The organism is Clostridium omnivorum (genome assembly GCF_026012015.1).
GTDB lineage: Bacteria > Bacillota > Clostridia > Clostridiales > Clostridiaceae > Clostridium_AX > Clostridium_AX omnivorum.
In genome coordinates this window covers 1616662-1632229 of the sequence record NZ_BRXR01000001.1, presented here as the reverse complement: position 1 = coordinate 1632229, position 15568 = coordinate 1616662, and the positions used below count along the sequence as shown (strand labels likewise).

Genomic DNA, 15568 nt, shown 5'->3' with positions numbered 1-15568 from the left:
GAGGCACATTTATGCTGCTTCAGGGCTATAATATTAGTTTTGAATATAGTTAACTGCCATATCTATTATTAAATTTATTTGGCTTTCTCCGGAAACATCGCTATCGCTTTTCAAAATGTTTCCCCTTAGTATTAGTTTTTGCGCTAAGGTCATTAGAGAGTGAGATACAGTTATATAAAAAACTTCATTATCTATATCGCTGCGGATGGAACCATCCACTTTTCCTTCTTCAAGGGCTTCAAAAATTATGTTTTTCAAATTGATTATACTTTTTTCGTAGTTCTCAAGCTTCTCACTTGGTATCTGCTCTTTGATAACATAGTTATCAAATTCCTCCAAGAACCTGACAAAGTCTTTATGATTATTATAAAGGTTAACAAATACATTAAGTATAGTTTTCAGCTTTTCAATGCCAATTAGATTGTTAATATTGTCCTTGTCAAATTCAGTATAAATACTGTTGATTTCCATATCCCAAAACTTAATGGCAACTTCCACTGCTAAATCTGGTTTTGTTTTAAAGTATCTATAAACAGAAGCAACTCCCACTTCGGCTTTTTCTGCAATGTCTGTCATCTTTGAGTTTTCTATGCCTTTTTCTTTAAAAACTTCTACAGCAGCAGATATAACCTCATCTTTACGCCTCTCCTTTTGCTCGAAAAGTTCTTTTTTTCTCTTGGTTTTTAAATCCATATAGTTATTCTCCTTTTACGTTGTTTGTTATTACAAAGCTATATTCATACCTTATACCTTTGTGTATTTTAAATTCCTCATGAAGATTAGCGACTCCGGGTAGGTCTCCTCCAACCCCGCACTGAGTATAATCAATATTAAAGGTGTTAAAGTTTCTATCAGGCAGTTCATATATATGCTGAGCATTTTCTAAATCCTCTTGACTATAGGGCCAAGCACTTATGTTAAGAAAGGTATTACTGGTATCTTTTATTTTAATTCCTCTGCCATCTTTATTATCGATGCAAAGCCAGCGGACTTCAGTTCTATTACCGTTTTCTTGAGGTCTCATATAATTATGAATAAGTTCTTTGACTCCGCCAGTGTGAATGGCAACCTTAGCACCAGTATTTCTATCAATATAATTTTCATGAGGGCCTTTGCCAAACCAAGTTATATTTTCATATTCCTTTGGTAGGGCCATTTGCATTCCTATTCTGTACATGCTCTTCTTAGGTGTTAGGGAATGCTTAACTTGAATCTCACCTAAACTATTTATTTTAAATTCAGTTAATACATCGCCACTACAGTTTTTAACACTTTGATGTACTATAATACTAACTTGATCAGGCTGCTTTAGCAGCTGTAGCTTTTCTACTTTTCTAGTGATACATGCTTTTTTCCAAGAGGTATCTATTAATATTTTTTCTAGTTCAGGTTTAAAATTAGCATAACCTTTATCGTTATCAGTAAGGGCTCTCCAATAGTTTGGAATAAGTGGGGAGTGAATCAATTCACCAAAGCCATAGTTTAGAGATTCGATGCCTCCACTTAAGGTTCCAATACTAATTGAAATTTTATCATTTTGAATTGTTATCCTATTTTTAGTTTCCGTCACATTTAAATTATTATCCTTAGTTAAATTATCTTGAGGAGGCTCAGCATTTACAAAGCTTTTTTTGTTTGGAATCAAAAATTGATCAAATGCAAGTTCATAACCTTCCTCAGCCCATGCTGAAGTATTTTTTAATCGAAAGCTAAATAGTATGTGATATTCACTATCAGCATTTAACTCAGAAAGAGAATATCCCAATTCATATTCTTGTGATTGTTTTGGACCAAGCTCCAGGTTTTCTACAATACCTTGTAAAATTTCTATGCCGTTTTCAGTTATACTCCAATACAGCCTAAAATTATTAAGATCAATAAAGCAGTACTTATTATGAATTTTAATTACTCCACTTAATAAGTCTATAGGACTAACTTTAATCTCCTGGTAAACCTTTTTAACTTCATAAAGTGCTGGGTGAGGAGTCCTGTCTGCGGCAACAATACCGTTCGCACAAAAGTATCTATGAGTTATTTCTTCGTGAAAATCTCCACCATAGAGCCATTTTACAGTACCGTCTTCCTCAACCTTTCGTATGGATTGGTCTACAAAGTCCCAAATAAAACCGCCTGCCATATTAGGATACTTTTCAAATCTATTCATATATTTTTGAAAATTGCCAAGGCTGTTTTCCATAGAATGAGCATATTCACAAAGTATAACTGGCTTACCTATATACTGCTCAGGCTTTAATGGTTTGTTATCTGCGGATAGCTTATTTAGTATATTATCAAAAATACTGATTTTGATTTCTTCATGTTTTCCTAATTTATCTACCATATCTATAGTTGGGTACATTCTTGAGACTACATCACTAACTGATATATCAAAATCCCCTTCATAGTGAAACTGTCTAGTTGTATCAAGGGCAAGTGCTGCCTGTTTCATTTTTAAAAAGTTACTGCCATAACCAGCTTCATTTCCTAAAGACCACATAAATATACAGGGGTGGTTTCTATCCCTAAGTACCATTCTTTCCATTCTGTCTACTACAGCATCCGTCCAAAGCGGATTGTCGCCTGGAACATTTTTTCTTCTAACTCCATGGGTTTCAACATCTGCTTCATCCATAACATAAAAACCATACTCATTGCATAGCTCATAAAAGTAAGGGTCATTAGGATAGTGGCTGGTTCTTATGGAATTTATGTTGTTTCTTTTCATTATCTTAAAATCTTCATGATACCTTTCTTTTGGAACAGCCCAGCCGTTATCGGGATCAAATTCATGCCTGTTAACCCCTTTAAGCATTATAGGTTTGCCGTTAATAAGAAGCTTTTCGTCTTTTATTTCCACTGTTTTAAAGCCATATTGTATTGACTTTACTTCAATTACTTCATCCATATCATTCTTAAGCATCAGCACCAACCTATATAAGTTAGGAGTTTCAGCAGTCCATTTTTTCGGGCTTTTTATATGTGCATTAATGGACGCACAGACTGCACTATTAGCGCTTAATGTAAGTGACTTATTAGATAACAATTTGGAAGCCTCGGCATTTTTTGAAGCACAGTCAACAAGGTAGGCTTCTACAGTAGTGCTCATATTTTCATTTAAGGTATTTTTTATGTAGCAATCTATAAAAAGTTCAGCATCTTCATAGTTATTATCTAAAGTGCATCTTGAGAAGAAGTCTCTTATATAGGTTTTAGGTTCAGAATAAATATAGACTTCCCTGTAAATACCGCTGAAGAACCACATATCCTGATCTTCCAGGTAAGTGCCGTCAGAAAATCTGTATACTTCCACAGCTATAGTATTTTCTCCTTCTCTAAGGTACTTTGTTATATTAAATTCGGAAGGAGTCATAGAGCCTTGTGAATACCCTACCATTTTACCGTTTATATACAAATAAAAGGCAGATTTTACTGCTCCAAAGTATATAAAAACTTCTCTATTTTCAAAATGCTTTGGAAGAATAAAGGTTCTTTTATATAAACCAGCTTCATTCAAATTTTGATCTATTTTGGGAATATGTCTCTTTCTTTTACTCAATGCGGGAGGGTAATCAAAAGCTATATAATAAGGCTTTCCATAGCCCTTTAACTGCCATACGCTAGGAACTTCAATGTGCGCCCAACTATCTACTGAATAATCTTCGCAATAAAAATTAGAAGGTATATTTTTAATGCCCATTATCCATTTGAATTTCCAATTGCCATTAAGGCTCAATTTATATTTTGATGGATTTAAACACAAGGCTGCTTGGAAATCATCATAGGGCAGGGCTATAACATGACCATCTTCTTTGTTTTGCTTTATCATCTTAGGATTTTCAATATCTAAGAGCAAATTCTTCATAAATAACCTCCTGTTAGAAGATATGATAGTTTAAATATCATATTAATATTAATTATATCATTTAATTCATACAAGTCAAAAACCATTGCAGGCATTTTACTTTCAAAGGAGTAATAAGCTGTTTAAACTCTATAATATGTTTATAGAGTTTAAGGAATGCTATATAATATTAATAAAAAAGTAAATTGAGGTGACAATTGTATGTCAAAGAAAAGTACAAGAAACAGTGAATTATTAAATAGTGCAAAGGCTAATACATCTCCTAAGATATATGATATTTTATTGGAGCTTGTAAATGAAGACAGAGAAGATCTAGCGGAGGTAGTTTTAAAGATTGATTACATACTAGAGTATGCTAGTACTTGCATAAAGCAAAATGATTTTGAGGAAGCAAGGGAAACTTTAGAAAAGGCTAAATCAAGAATAACCTTCTTGAAAAACGAAGGCGCAAATACAGAATACCTAGAATACCTTTATGAGGGCATAGATAAAAAGTGTAAGAAAAAATAAGAATAAGAGTCCTTCAATATGCTTACAATAAGACTACTAAATAACTATTATTGTGAGTTTTGAAGGGGATGATAAAAATAAAGAATAGAGTTATTCGTATTCTTATAATTATAAATTTAATTCTTTTAGCCTGCATACTTTTAGGAAAGATACAGATTTTGCATAAGCTTGTGGCTACTTTGTCAAAAGGTTTTTTGATTCCGCTTTTTATATCTGTACTCCTTTATTATATTATAAGGCCAATTAATAATCACTTTATAGAAAAGGGTATGGGACGCGGTAAAGCAAGTATGCTTAGCTTAGTTATTTGTGCTTTTATACTAAGTGGTATTTTATCTTACTTCGCAAAATATGCAATGGAGCAGTTTAGACAGCTTACTAATCAGCTGATTCAGCTTCTAGGTGATGGAAGGGAAATAGATGGATTTGTAGCCTGGCTTAATCAATACATAAATGTGGATGAAATATATACTTTAGCTGCTGGAATGGTTAAAAATTACATACACCAAATTGGACTTAGCTTTAAAAGGTTTGTTGGATACTTTATGAATACCTTCTCTACAGTATTTTTAATCTTAGTCATTGTGTTTTATATGTTGAAGGATGGAAATATATTTAAAGAAAAGGTATTATATTTTATACCAGAAAAATATAAAGCGGTGTCAGATACAATTCTTTCTGACAGTGATGTAATACTCAGCCACTATGTTACTGGTCAGGCAAAGGTGGCACTGTCACTAGCAATAATGATATTTACGGGGTATAAGATAATAGGCATGCCAAATGCTATGCTGCTTTCGAGTATTACATTTATACTAGCCTTTATCCCTTTTGTAGGCTTTTTTATTTCTATGATAATTCCAAGTGTTATATCACTAGGCATGGGACTTTATATGTCTTTAAAGTTAGCAGCAGTTTTTGTTATTGTGCAGACCTTAAAGGGAAGAGTAGTAGTGCCGGCTGTTATGGCTAAAAGCATGAAAATACACCCATTGACAGATATATTTTTAGTTATTGGTGCTATAGCAGTAGGAGGGCCTTTTGCAGCCTTTGCCATTGTCCCAATATACACAATTGTTAAGAATGCCTTAAAAGCTTTAAGGGTTCATGATAAATATTTGCATTAACTGATGTCACAGAGAAGTTTTCTTTGGTACACATGCACCATGTGAAACTTCTCTGTGACATTTTTTTATGCCGTGGGCCCCTGACTAAATGTCCCGGCAGCCCATCTCTCCGGCACATAATTATCTGTGTGCCAAAGGCCACACCCACGTGGCAAGTACGATAGCATATCCCTAGTGCATGTGCCAAACGAAACGTCCCCGTGGAACACATAAGAAGAAATTGAAAAGCATAGATAAATAGTGATAAAAGGAGCTGCGATAAGATACAGTGATTTAAATTTTTATTATAGCCTAAATATGTAAGAAAAGTATATAATATTACTAAATGGTAATTTGCTGAAAGCAGGATATGTGGTATAATAAATTATATCATATAAAAAGTTATTAAATACTATTTAATGCAACTTGCTCTTAGTACAAATTGCTTGCATATTACTACTTAAAGTAGTAATAGAGTAAACCAAGACATTATAAAATATTATTAAAAGGAGGGGGGTATATGGAATATTTTTATACCACTGTTTTTCTAGTAGGAGTAATTTATACTGTGGTTACCTTTGTAATGGGAGGTTTATTGGGCTTTGTACATCTTGGCGGACATATAGACACTCATATTGATATGCATGTAGATACTCATATTGACACTCATATTGATGGACCGGGTGTTTCACCAACTTTTACTGTGTTCCCGTTAAAGCCTATAACGGTAGTTTCTTTTTTAACTGTATTTGGTGGAGTTGGGCTTATGGGGACGAGAAGCAAGTTAGGTGCCGTAATAGTATTTATACTGGCTATAGTTATAGCACTATTTATTTCTTTTCTGCTATATAAATTTATAGTAGTACCGCTATATAAGGCTCAAAATACCAGCGCTATAACTCAACACCAGCTTATTGGGCTAAAAGCTGAAGTCATATCTCCAATATTTGAAAATGGCTTTGGAACTATAGCATATGTTGTAAATGGAAGCAAGTATAATGCTCCAGCACAGCATATTAACAAAAGGTCAGTACCTCAGGGGGAAGAGGTAATGATTTATGAGATAGTGAACAATGTATTTTATGTTCAACCATTAAATGAATCAAAATAAATTCAGGGGGTAAATTTATGGATTATACAATTTTTGTTATTCCTGCAATAATAGTAGGAGTAGTAATTTTACTTATTTTAAGCATTTTTTCCATGTGGAAAAGAGTGCCTCAAGACAAGGCTTTAGTTGTTACAGGCCTTAAAAAGAGAGTTATAACTGGTGGTGGTGGATTTGTTATACCGCTATTAGAAAGAACAGATAAGATTTCACTTGAGAACATGGAGATAGAAATTAGAATTGACGGAGCTCTTACAGGGCAAGGCGTTGGTATTACTGCAGACGGTGTTGCTGTTGTTAAGGTAAAATCAGATACTGATTCCATATTATCAGCTGCAGAGCAGTTTAACACTTCCAACGGACTTCAACACACGCTTGAGATTATAGAGCATACTACAAAGAATGTACTTGAAGGTAAGCTTCGTGAAATTGTTTCTAAGATGACTGTAGAAGAAATATATAAAGATAGAGAAAAATTTGCTTCTCATGTTCAAGAAGTGGCAGCTCTTGATTTAGCTCAAATGGGTCTTGAACTAAAGGTTTTAACTATAAAAGATATATCCGATAAGAATGGTTATTTAGAGGCTCTTGGAAAACCAAGAATTGCTGCAGTTAAGAGAGATGCTTTAATAGCTGAGGCGGAGGCTAATAAAGAAACTAAGATTAAAACTGCAGAAGCTATAAGACTTGGAGAAGCTGCAAAGATATTATCAGAAACTCAAATTGCTGAATCTTCAAAGGAAAAGGAATTAAAGGTTCAAGCTTATAGAAAAGAACAGGAACAGGCAAAAGCTGTTTCTGACTTAGCTTATGAAATAGAAGCAAACAAAGCTAAGAAAGAAGTTACTGAAACTCAAATTCAAGTAGAGATTACTAAGAAGCAAAAAGAAAGAGAATTGGCAGAGGCCACTGTACAAGTTGATATTACAAGAAAAGATAAAGAAATAGAACTTGCAGAAAAAGAAGCTTTAAGAAGAGAAAGAGAACTTGAAGCTACAGTAAGAAAACAAGCAGAGGCAGAAAAATATAAGCAAGTACAAGTAGCAGACTCAGTTAAGTATAAGGAAATTGCAGATGCAGAAGCAAGAGCAAGATCTATAGAACTAGAAGGTAAGGCAAAAGCAGAAGCCCTAAGACTTCAAGGTATGGCTGAAGTAGATATCATAAGAGAAAAAGGTAAAGCAGAAGCAGAGGCTATGGCTAAGAAGGCAGAAGCATTCAAACAGTATAACGATGCTGCTATGACTCAAATGATTATTGAAAAGCTTCCTGAAATAGCTAAGGCTGTATCAGAACCATTATCAAAAACTGAAAAAATCGTTATTGTTGACAATGGCTCAGGAACAGGAGAAGGAAAAGGGGCATCTAAGGTTACAGGCTATGTAAATGATATTATGGCTCAGCTTCCTGAAACAGTTGAAGCATTAACAGGGGTTAATATTTTAGACTTTTTAAATAAGAGTATTAATAAAGATGAGAAAAATATCGCTGAGAAAAAGAATCAGGATGCGGCTAAATAACTAACTTCAAAGAGTATGGATTTGAAATCCATGCTCTTTTTTTGTCTAAAAAAAAGTATTAGTTCATATTTGATTCATAAAAATGGTTATACTAATATCAAATATCATAAGGGGTAATAGAAGATGAATAAAGCATTAACCAATAGGCAATGCAGTTTTATAGTATACAGTGCAATAGTAGGATATGGACTTATTAATCTGCCTCAAAATGTATCAGAAGCAGGCGGCACAATTGGTTGGATTTCTATTCTCATTGTAACGGTTGCAGCTGGTGCAGCAACTTATATTATTACATATCTTTGTTACAATAATGAAAATAAAATTATTTATGAGTACAGTGAAGAATTAGTTGGAAAGTTTATAACATTCATCTTTAAAATTATATTTATAACATATTTTATATTAATATTTTCATACTTAATAAGAATGTATGCTGAAACATTAAAGCTTGTTATGTTAATTAGGACTCCTATATGGGCTATAGAAATGTTGCTCTATAGCGTAGTATTTTATGCTATAAGCAAAGGACCTAGTGTAATTGGAAGAGTCTGCGAGCTATATGTTCCTATGGCAATTATAGGAATAATTATTATGAGTTTTATACTATTTACTCAGGGGAGATTAATTAATTTAAGACCATTTTTTATGAAACAGGGAGTGATGAGTTATATAAAATCATCGTATCAGTTGATACTTCCTTTTTTAGGAATGGAATTACTTTTGTTTATGCCTATAAGTAAAAAGAATAACAGAGGCTTATATAAATACACCATTTTTACAGTACTGTTTATAGGAATTTTCTATATATTTGTGGTTGAATCAGCAATCTCAGTAGTTGGTGTGGAAACAGCAGTTATTTATAAAGCTTCCCTATTTAATATAGTAAGAGGGGTTGATGTACACTATTTGGAGTTTTTTAGAAGGCTGGATGGTATTTATATGATTATTTGGACAATAGATGTATTTTGCAGCATATGCTTATGGGGATATTCATTGACAGTTTCACTCGGCAGCATTTTTAAAGGTGCTAGGTTTAATGCTGTACTTACTGTTACAATAATTATTTCCTTTATTATATCTCTAGCCCCAAAGTCTAAGATGTTAGTAGAGAAGATAATAAATTATGCAAGTTATTTAGGTATTGCTGCAGCTTTTTTTATACCAACAATTCTATTTATTGTTATGAAGGTGAAAAATCATGATAAAAAAATACAGTAAATTGTGCTTTATTTTAATACTATCATTAACATTAGAAGGCTGCTGGGACTATGAAGATATAAATAGGAGAAGCATATCCCTTGCTATAGGAATAGATAAAAAAGGAAATAAAGGGCAGGCTAACACTGAATTTGCAGAGTTTTCATCAAGTATAGGAAAGGGAAAAGAAGGTCCTCAAGTTCCTGGGAAGTATCATAATAGGTCAGTAGGCAAGGATTTTGAAGATGTAAGAGCTGAATATGACGCAAAGATACCCTTTGTTGATTTTTCTGGAGCTAATAGAGTTGTGGTATTTAGCAAGGAATATGCGCAAGATGGAATAGAGCAATATATAAATAGAATTGATTTTATTCAAGGACTTAGAAAATCATTGCTTGTGGTAGTGAGCAGAGAAACAACAGACACACTATTTGAAGCAAACGTTGTTAATGATATTTCTGCGGGCTATGCAATAGAAGATACAATTAGATCACTTTCAAAACAAGGAATGACTATATATAAAACAGCTCAAGATATACAATCTGATATACAGGTTAAGGATATTGGCTTTCTTTTACCTTATGTAGGGCTAGAAGATAATTCTATTAAGTTGTTAGGACTTGCTGTACTGAAGGATGCAAAATTAGTTGGACTAATAGATGAAAAAGAATCTAGGGGCTTTTTATTCCTTGTAGAGGATAAGCCTGTATTTAGAGAATCCATAATAAGTCCTGAAAATAAGAGTAACAAGATTTCCATTGAGTCTGTTCTAAAAAAAAGAAAGATAAAAACTAGTTATAATGATAATAGAATAAATATAAATATTGGTTTAAACTTTGATGCCAAGATGCAATACGGATATTTTATAGAACCTATAAGTTCAAAAGCTATTAGTGAAGCTGAGCATATAGTTGCTGAGGATTTAAAAAAAGAAGTAAACAGTGCTTTAGAAAAGTCCAAGGGAGAATTTCAAAGTGATGTATTTGGTTTTGCTAGATATTTTAGAGCTGATAATCCCAGTATTTATAAGCAATTAAAATGGAAGGAAGAATATCCTAATGTAAACTTTAATGTGGAGGTAAAAGTAAAAATCATTAATACCAATTTATTTAATAGTGATATGAAGAAAAAGAGCTGAAGGTGAATATGATGAACAATCAATATAACGTTACATATAGGATTAGACAGATTAGCCATGCTGTATCTGGGATTTCCATAAGAAAAGTTATTGTGCAGGATATAGAAATTTTCATATTATATATATCGGAAATTTCTGATAGAAATGCTATTTCAAATAATATAATAAAACCACTATTACACTATCATAAGAATGAGCTAATAACACCAGAGATAATTATAAGTTCTGTTATTTATGTTGATGATGTTTTTTTAGAATATGATGATGATGCCATAAATGATTACATATTGCAGGGGAAAACTGTAATATTGTTTTCAAACAATATTGGATACTTAGTTGCAAATACAGTTAATATTGAAAAAAGGGGTACTGAAGCTCCACAGATAGAAGGTACAATAAGGTCACCTAGAGATGCTTTCACTGAGAATATGGAGACTAACTTATCTCTAATAAGATATAGAATTAAGAGTAAAGCATTAAAAGTTGAATATTTTAGAGTAGGAAAAAGGACTAAAACCACTGTGGCAGTTCTTTATATGGTTGATATAGCAAACCCAAAGTATGTTAGGGATATTAAAAATAGACTTCAAGAAATTAGTGTTGATGGAATTCTTGAATCAGGCTACATACAAAAATTTATATCAAACAATAAGACATCCTTGTTTCCTCAATCGGGTATATCGGAAAAGTCTGATTCAACTTGTGCAGCTATATTAAGTGGTAAATTATGCATAATGGTAGAGGGAAGCAATTTAGCTTTGATATGGCCACAAAATTTTATTGAATTTTTTGATGCTGCTGATGATCACTACGATAATACTTATATGGGCATTTTTGTTAAGGTAATCAGATACGCAGCTTTAATTATAACACTGACTTTTTCATCTTTGTATGTAGCTCTAGTAGCTTATCATCCTGATATTATTCCGTCACAGTATATTTTGGCCATTGCAGCATCTCGGGTTACTGTACCTGTAAATGCATTTACTGAGGCCCTGCTTATGGAATTAGTGGTTGAACTTCTTCGTGAGGCAAGTATAAGGCTTCCAAAGCAAATAGGGTCTGCTGTAAGTATAGTAGGAACTATTGTTATAGGTCAGGCAGCTGCTAGTGCAGGACTGGTAAGCCCTCTTATGATAATCATAGTAGCTTTGTCACTAATGGCATCCTTTGCTGTACCAGATTACACAATAATGAATCCTATAAGAATTTTGAAATTTTTAATGCTCTTTTTAACTGGTATTTTCGGACTATTTGGCCTAGTGATGGGAATTACTTTCATAGTAGTAAAGCTTGCATCAATCACAAGCTTTGGCATACCATATACAGCGCCTGTAGCACCATTTTATTTTAATGACATAAAAGATTTTATATTGAGTAATATAGTGCTTACAAAGAAGCGGCCAGAATACCAAAAACTAAAGGATAAAACAAAACGATAAATGGGAATAAAAATAGGAGCAGTGTTAGATTTAGCTGTTCCTATTTTTATAACTGTATTAACGAGAAACTCGTTCTATTGCTTTAGCGGCATCTATAAGTCCGCTGCCCTGTGTAGTTGCTGGCAGAATCCCTATAGGGTGCGCAGTAGTCATTATTAGTTTTTTAACTTGACTTGGTGTAAGATTTGGATTCTTTTGAAGAAGTAATGCTGCTACACCTGAACAAATTGGAGTAGCCATTGATGTACCGGATAGTGAAAAGTAATAGTTTCCTACTCGAGAACTCTTATTCTGTTTATCTAAAGTAGAGTTTGGAGAGCGCAGAGAAATGATATTCACACCCGGAGATACTATATCTGGTTTTGATATATTTTCAAGAGTAGGACCTCTACTTGAAAAGTATGCTATTTCGTCATTAGAGATATCAGGGGTATTATTATCATCTATTGCACCTACAGTAATTACTTTTGGATCTATTCCTGGAGAGCTAATAGTATTGGCATCCGGGCCTTCATTTCCTGCAGCAACACATACTACAATTCCGGCGTCCCAAGCCTTTTCTACGGCTTGGCAAACTGGGTCATCAGTATGAGGTTGTGAGGCAGTGCTGCCTAAGGACATGCTGATGATCTTTATTTTTAGAGCATCTTTATTCGAAATGCACCATTGTATTCCTTGTATAACTTTAGAAAGAGTTCCAGACCCAAATCGGTCAAGTACTTTAACACCTACAAGGCTAGCCTCTGGAGCTGGACCTTTATAAGTACCGTTAGACTTACTGCCATTTGAGGCGATGTCTCCAGCAACGTGAGTACCGTGTCCATTGTCATCATAAGGAGCAGTCTTTCCATTTATAAGGTCTTTAAAAGCTATAATTCTCCCTGATAAATCAGGATGGTTATAAATACCTGTATCCAGCACCGCTACTACGATATTTTTACCTGTATATGGCGGATTTGAACTCCATAGAGTAGAAGCATTCACTTCTTTTGAAGCGATATCAAGCACAGCTTTTACAGTATTGTCATACCATATCTTTTTAACTTTCTTTTGCGAAATAAGCTGTTCTAGAACTATTGCATTTACATTGGCGCAAAAACCGTGGATTAAGGGCATTTCTTTAGATACCTTGCACTTAGTAGTTATAGAAAGAAATTCTAAACAAGTATTATATTCAAAGTTATCATCAAATTGAACTATTACTGGCAGCTTTTTGAATCTTTGCTTAATACCCTTAAATAATCCCTGCATAAAACAGGGCACATGCTTAAAGGGCCTATACCACTCCAATGCCAGTTTTCTAAGGGTAGGACAAAATTTATCAGTATTTGAACGTATCCAACTAACTTCCTGAAATATCATATAACCCCCTCCTATTTTACAGCTACCCAGTGGTAATATTTCCACTAAGAAAGGCTTCTATTGTATCCTATGCTGTTTGGAGGGGATGTGCCACAATGCAGCGTCTTAGTTGCAAATGGAAGGGAATTTGCTAATAAACTATTTTTATATATTAGTTAAGTTTTTAATGTGCTACGGGCATGCATGTGTCCCTGTGGCACACTATAGATTAGTTAAATTTTTCATGCTTAAATCAAGTATTCCTGCAGAATGGGTAAGGGCACCCACGGATACAAAATCAACCCCTGTTCCTGCAACTTCTTCAATATTATCTAAGTTTACATTTCCTGAACATTCTGTTAAGGCTCTTTTGTTTATTAAGGTAACAGCCTTTTTCATGGTTTCAATATCCATGTTGTCAAGCATTATTATATCGGCAGCTTCCTCTAGAGCTTCCTTTACCATTTCTAAATTTTCAACTTCAACTTCAATTTTTCTAACAAAAGAGGTATTTTCTCTTGCAAGTCTAATGGCACTTTTTACACCACCTGCTGCACTGATATGGTTATCCTTTAAAAGAACTCCATCAGATAGATTAAACCTGTGATTACACCCACCACCTATTTTAACAGCATACTTTTCAAGTATCCTCATATTAGGGGTAGTTTTTCGAGTATCTAAAAGTTTAGTATTACTGCCTTGAAGCTTATTCACAAATTTATTAGTTATTGTTGCTATACCGCTCATTCTCTGCAGATAATTTAAGGCAGTTCTTTCACCACTTAATATACTTTTAGTGGAGCCGCTTACTACTGCAAGAATGTCCCCAGCTTTAACAGAGTCTCCATCTTTTTTATAAAATTCAACTGATACATCACCTAGAAGTGTAAAAACTCTTTCAAAGGCCTGAAGTCCAGCGATAATTCCATTTTCCTTAGCAATTAAGTCTACCTTTGATCTGGAATTAAAGGCTATTATTGAATTTGTAGTAATATCACTATTTGGGATGTCCTCTTCTAGAGCGCTAATAATTAATTTATCTATAACTAAATAATTCATCATTTAATCCAATTACTCTCCTTTTAAAAATATTAATGGTAGATTTTTGTTTTTCTAGTTTTAGGGCGTTTATATCACTCTTAATACAAGGAGGAATAGCCCTAATTATATCTATTTCATCTATGAGGCCATTTATTGCAAGAGCTGCCCTTCTAGAAAACACCAATCCTTCTAAAAGTGAATTACTGGCAAGCCTATTAGCACCATGCACACCAGTACAGCTGGTTTCACCTACAGCATAGAGATTTTCAATAGAGGTTTTAGAATTAAGATCAACATCTATACCACCCATAAAATAGTGCTGAGCAGGACATACAGGTATTGGCTTTTTAGTAATATCAATGTCGCGGCTTAAACACTCTTTATAAATTGATGGAAATCTAGCTTTTATGTAGCTGCTATTTAGAAAAGATATATCTAAAAATACATAGGGGATAGATGATTTTTTAATTTCCTTATTAATTGCCTCCGAAACAACATCTCTAGGGAGAAGCTCATCAATAAACCGTTCACCCTTAGTATTGTATAGTTTTCCTCCTTCGCCTCTTACAGCCTCTGAGATTAAGAACTTTTCAGAATTATCACCTGCATCATATAGTGCAGTTGGATGAAACTGAATGTAATCTAAATTTTTAACAGCTATATTGTGTTTCATGGCTATGGAAATACCATCACCTGTTATATGCCGTCTATTTGTTGAACTGTTAAAAAGACCTCCAATGCCGCCTGTTGCCAATATGACACATTTTGAATGTATGTTTATCTGCCTATCTTCTTTTATAGCTATACCGCCAACACATATGTGTGAAGCTGTCAAAATGTCTGCCAGGTAAGTATTTTCCCATATAGTTATATTTTTTTGCCTTTTAGCCTGTTCGATAAGAGTATCAGCCAAGGCTTTTCCCGAAGTATCCTTGTGGTGCACAATCCTATTTATACTGTGGGCGCCTTCACGGGTATATAGAAGTTCACCATTCTTCCTATCAAGGTTAATACCCATATCTAAAATGGCTTTAATATTGCACATAGAATCCTTTGCAAGTATCTCAACAGCTTCCTTTTTATTTTTATATTTTCCAGCTTTCATAGTGTCTTCTATGAATAGTGGTATGTCTTCTAAATTTCTTGCAGTTGATATACCACCTTGAGCTAGATATGTGTTGGTATTAGTAATTGTAGATTTTGTAATAACTAAAATATTAAGGTCAGTTCTAAGATTTAGAGCAGAATATAATCCAGACACTCCTGTACCTACTATTAATACATCATATTTAACGTTCATAAT

General features: G+C 33.7%; 12 protein-coding genes. 7 read left to right on the top strand and 5 right to left on the bottom strand.

Annotated features, from left to right (window positions below):
- Positions 1 to 33: 33 nt before the first annotated feature.
- Complete coding sequence (locus bsdE14_RS07475) at positions 34 to 693, bottom strand: TetR/AcrR family transcriptional regulator (RefSeq protein WP_264849304.1); 660 nt, start codon at positions 691 to 693, stop codon at positions 34 to 36.
- Positions 694 to 697: 4 nt separating this feature from the next.
- On the bottom strand, positions 698 to 3862 hold the full coding sequence (gene lacZ, locus bsdE14_RS07470) for a beta-galactosidase, LacZ type (RefSeq protein ID WP_264849303.1): 3165 nt from the start codon (positions 3860 to 3862) through the stop codon (positions 698 to 700).
- A 201-nt stretch (positions 3863 to 4063) separates the two neighbouring features.
- Here lacZ and bsdE14_RS07465 point away from each other — a divergent pair, with 201 nt between their 5' ends.
- From bsdE14_RS07465 to bsdE14_RS07435, 7 genes are all read left to right on the top strand, one after another.
- Positions 4064 to 4372, top strand: a complete 309-nt coding sequence (locus bsdE14_RS07465) for a hypothetical protein (protein WP_264849302.1) — start codon at positions 4064 to 4066, stop codon at positions 4370 to 4372.
- 68 nt (positions 4373 to 4440) lie between these two features.
- Positions 4441 to 5499 carry an AI-2E family transporter gene (locus bsdE14_RS07460; RefSeq protein WP_264849301.1) on the top strand — a complete coding sequence of 353 codons (1059 nt, stop codon included), beginning with the start codon at positions 4441 to 4443 and terminating at the stop codon, positions 5497 to 5499.
- 499 nt (positions 5500 to 5998) lie between these two features.
- Complete coding sequence (locus bsdE14_RS07455) at positions 5999 to 6589, top strand: YqiJ family protein (RefSeq protein ID WP_264849300.1); 591 nt, start codon at positions 5999 to 6001, stop codon at positions 6587 to 6589.
- Positions 6590 to 6606: 17 nt separating this feature from the next.
- Positions 6607 to 8106: a flotillin family protein gene (locus bsdE14_RS07450; RefSeq protein WP_264849299.1), complete on the top strand. Its 1500-nt coding sequence runs from the start codon at positions 6607 to 6609 to the stop codon at positions 8104 to 8106.
- A gap of 123 nt (positions 8107 to 8229) precedes the next feature.
- On the top strand, positions 8230 to 9324 hold the full coding sequence (locus tag bsdE14_RS07445; protein WP_264849298.1) for a GerAB/ArcD/ProY family transporter: 1095 nt from the start codon (positions 8230 to 8232) through the stop codon (positions 9322 to 9324).
- A complete protein-coding gene (locus bsdE14_RS07440) occupies positions 9305 to 10441 on the top strand; it encodes a Ger(x)C family spore germination protein (RefSeq protein ID WP_264849297.1) in 1137 nt (378 codons plus the stop codon). Before bsdE14_RS07445 ends, bsdE14_RS07440 begins: the two co-directional genes overlap by 20 nt.
- 8 nt (positions 10442 to 10449) lie before the next feature.
- A complete protein-coding gene (locus tag bsdE14_RS07435) occupies positions 10450 to 11883 on the top strand; it encodes a spore germination protein (RefSeq protein ID WP_264849296.1) in 1434 nt (477 codons plus the stop codon).
- Positions 11884 to 11940: 57 nt separating this feature from the next.
- Here the strand turns inward: bsdE14_RS07435 and bsdE14_RS07430 are convergent, their stop codons facing one another.
- From bsdE14_RS07430 to bsdE14_RS07420, 3 genes are all read right to left on the bottom strand, one after another.
- Complete coding sequence (locus bsdE14_RS07430) at positions 11941 to 13245, bottom strand: S8 family peptidase (RefSeq protein WP_264849295.1); 1305 nt, start codon at positions 13243 to 13245, stop codon at positions 11941 to 11943.
- 201 nt (positions 13246 to 13446) lie between these two features.
- Positions 13447 to 14283, bottom strand: coding sequence for a carboxylating nicotinate-nucleotide diphosphorylase (gene nadC / locus bsdE14_RS07425; protein WP_264852239.1), 837 nt, complete (start codon positions 14281 to 14283; stop codon positions 13447 to 13449).
- Positions 14261 to 15565: an L-aspartate oxidase gene (locus bsdE14_RS07420; RefSeq protein WP_264849294.1), complete on the bottom strand. Its 1305-nt coding sequence runs from the start codon at positions 15563 to 15565 to the stop codon at positions 14261 to 14263. The genes nadC and bsdE14_RS07420 overlap by 23 nt, the downstream gene beginning before the upstream one ends.
- Positions 15566 to 15568: the final 3 nt, after the last annotated feature.

What these genes read in the sequence shown, in the direction of transcription:
- bsdE14_RS07475 (WP_264849304.1), bottom strand. Translation starts at nt 693, where the DNA reads ATGGATTTAAAAACCAAGAGAAAAAAAGAACTTTTCGAGCAAAAGGAG.
- lacZ (WP_264849303.1), bottom strand. Translation starts at nt 3,862, where the DNA reads ATGAAGAATTTGCTCTTAGATATTGAAAATCCTAAGATGATAAAGCAA.
- bsdE14_RS07465 (WP_264849302.1), top strand. Translation starts at nt 4,064, where the DNA reads ATGTCAAAGAAAAGTACAAGAAACAGTGAATTATTAAATAGTGCAAAG.
- bsdE14_RS07460 (WP_264849301.1), top strand. Translation starts at nt 4,441, where the DNA reads ATGATAAAAATAAAGAATAGAGTTATTCGTATTCTTATAATTATAAAT.
- bsdE14_RS07455 (WP_264849300.1), top strand. Translation starts at nt 5,999, where the DNA reads ATGGAATATTTTTATACCACTGTTTTTCTAGTAGGAGTAATTTATACT.
- bsdE14_RS07450 (WP_264849299.1), top strand. Translation starts at nt 6,607, where the DNA reads ATGGATTATACAATTTTTGTTATTCCTGCAATAATAGTAGGAGTAGTA.
- bsdE14_RS07445 (WP_264849298.1), top strand. Translation starts at nt 8,230, where the DNA reads ATGAATAAAGCATTAACCAATAGGCAATGCAGTTTTATAGTATACAGT.
- bsdE14_RS07440 (WP_264849297.1), top strand. Translation starts at nt 9,305, where the DNA reads ATGATAAAAAAATACAGTAAATTGTGCTTTATTTTAATACTATCATTA.
- bsdE14_RS07435 (WP_264849296.1), top strand. Translation starts at nt 10,450, where the DNA reads ATGATGAACAATCAATATAACGTTACATATAGGATTAGACAGATTAGC.
- bsdE14_RS07430 (WP_264849295.1), bottom strand. Translation starts at nt 13,245, where the DNA reads ATGATATTTCAGGAAGTTAGTTGGATACGTTCAAATACTGATAAATTT.
- nadC (WP_264852239.1), bottom strand. Translation starts at nt 14,283, where the DNA reads ATGAATTATTTAGTTATAGATAAATTAATTATTAGCGCTCTAGAAGAG.
- bsdE14_RS07420 (WP_264849294.1), bottom strand. Translation starts at nt 15,565, where the DNA reads ATGAACGTTAAATATGATGTATTAATAGTAGGTACAGGAGTGTCTGGA.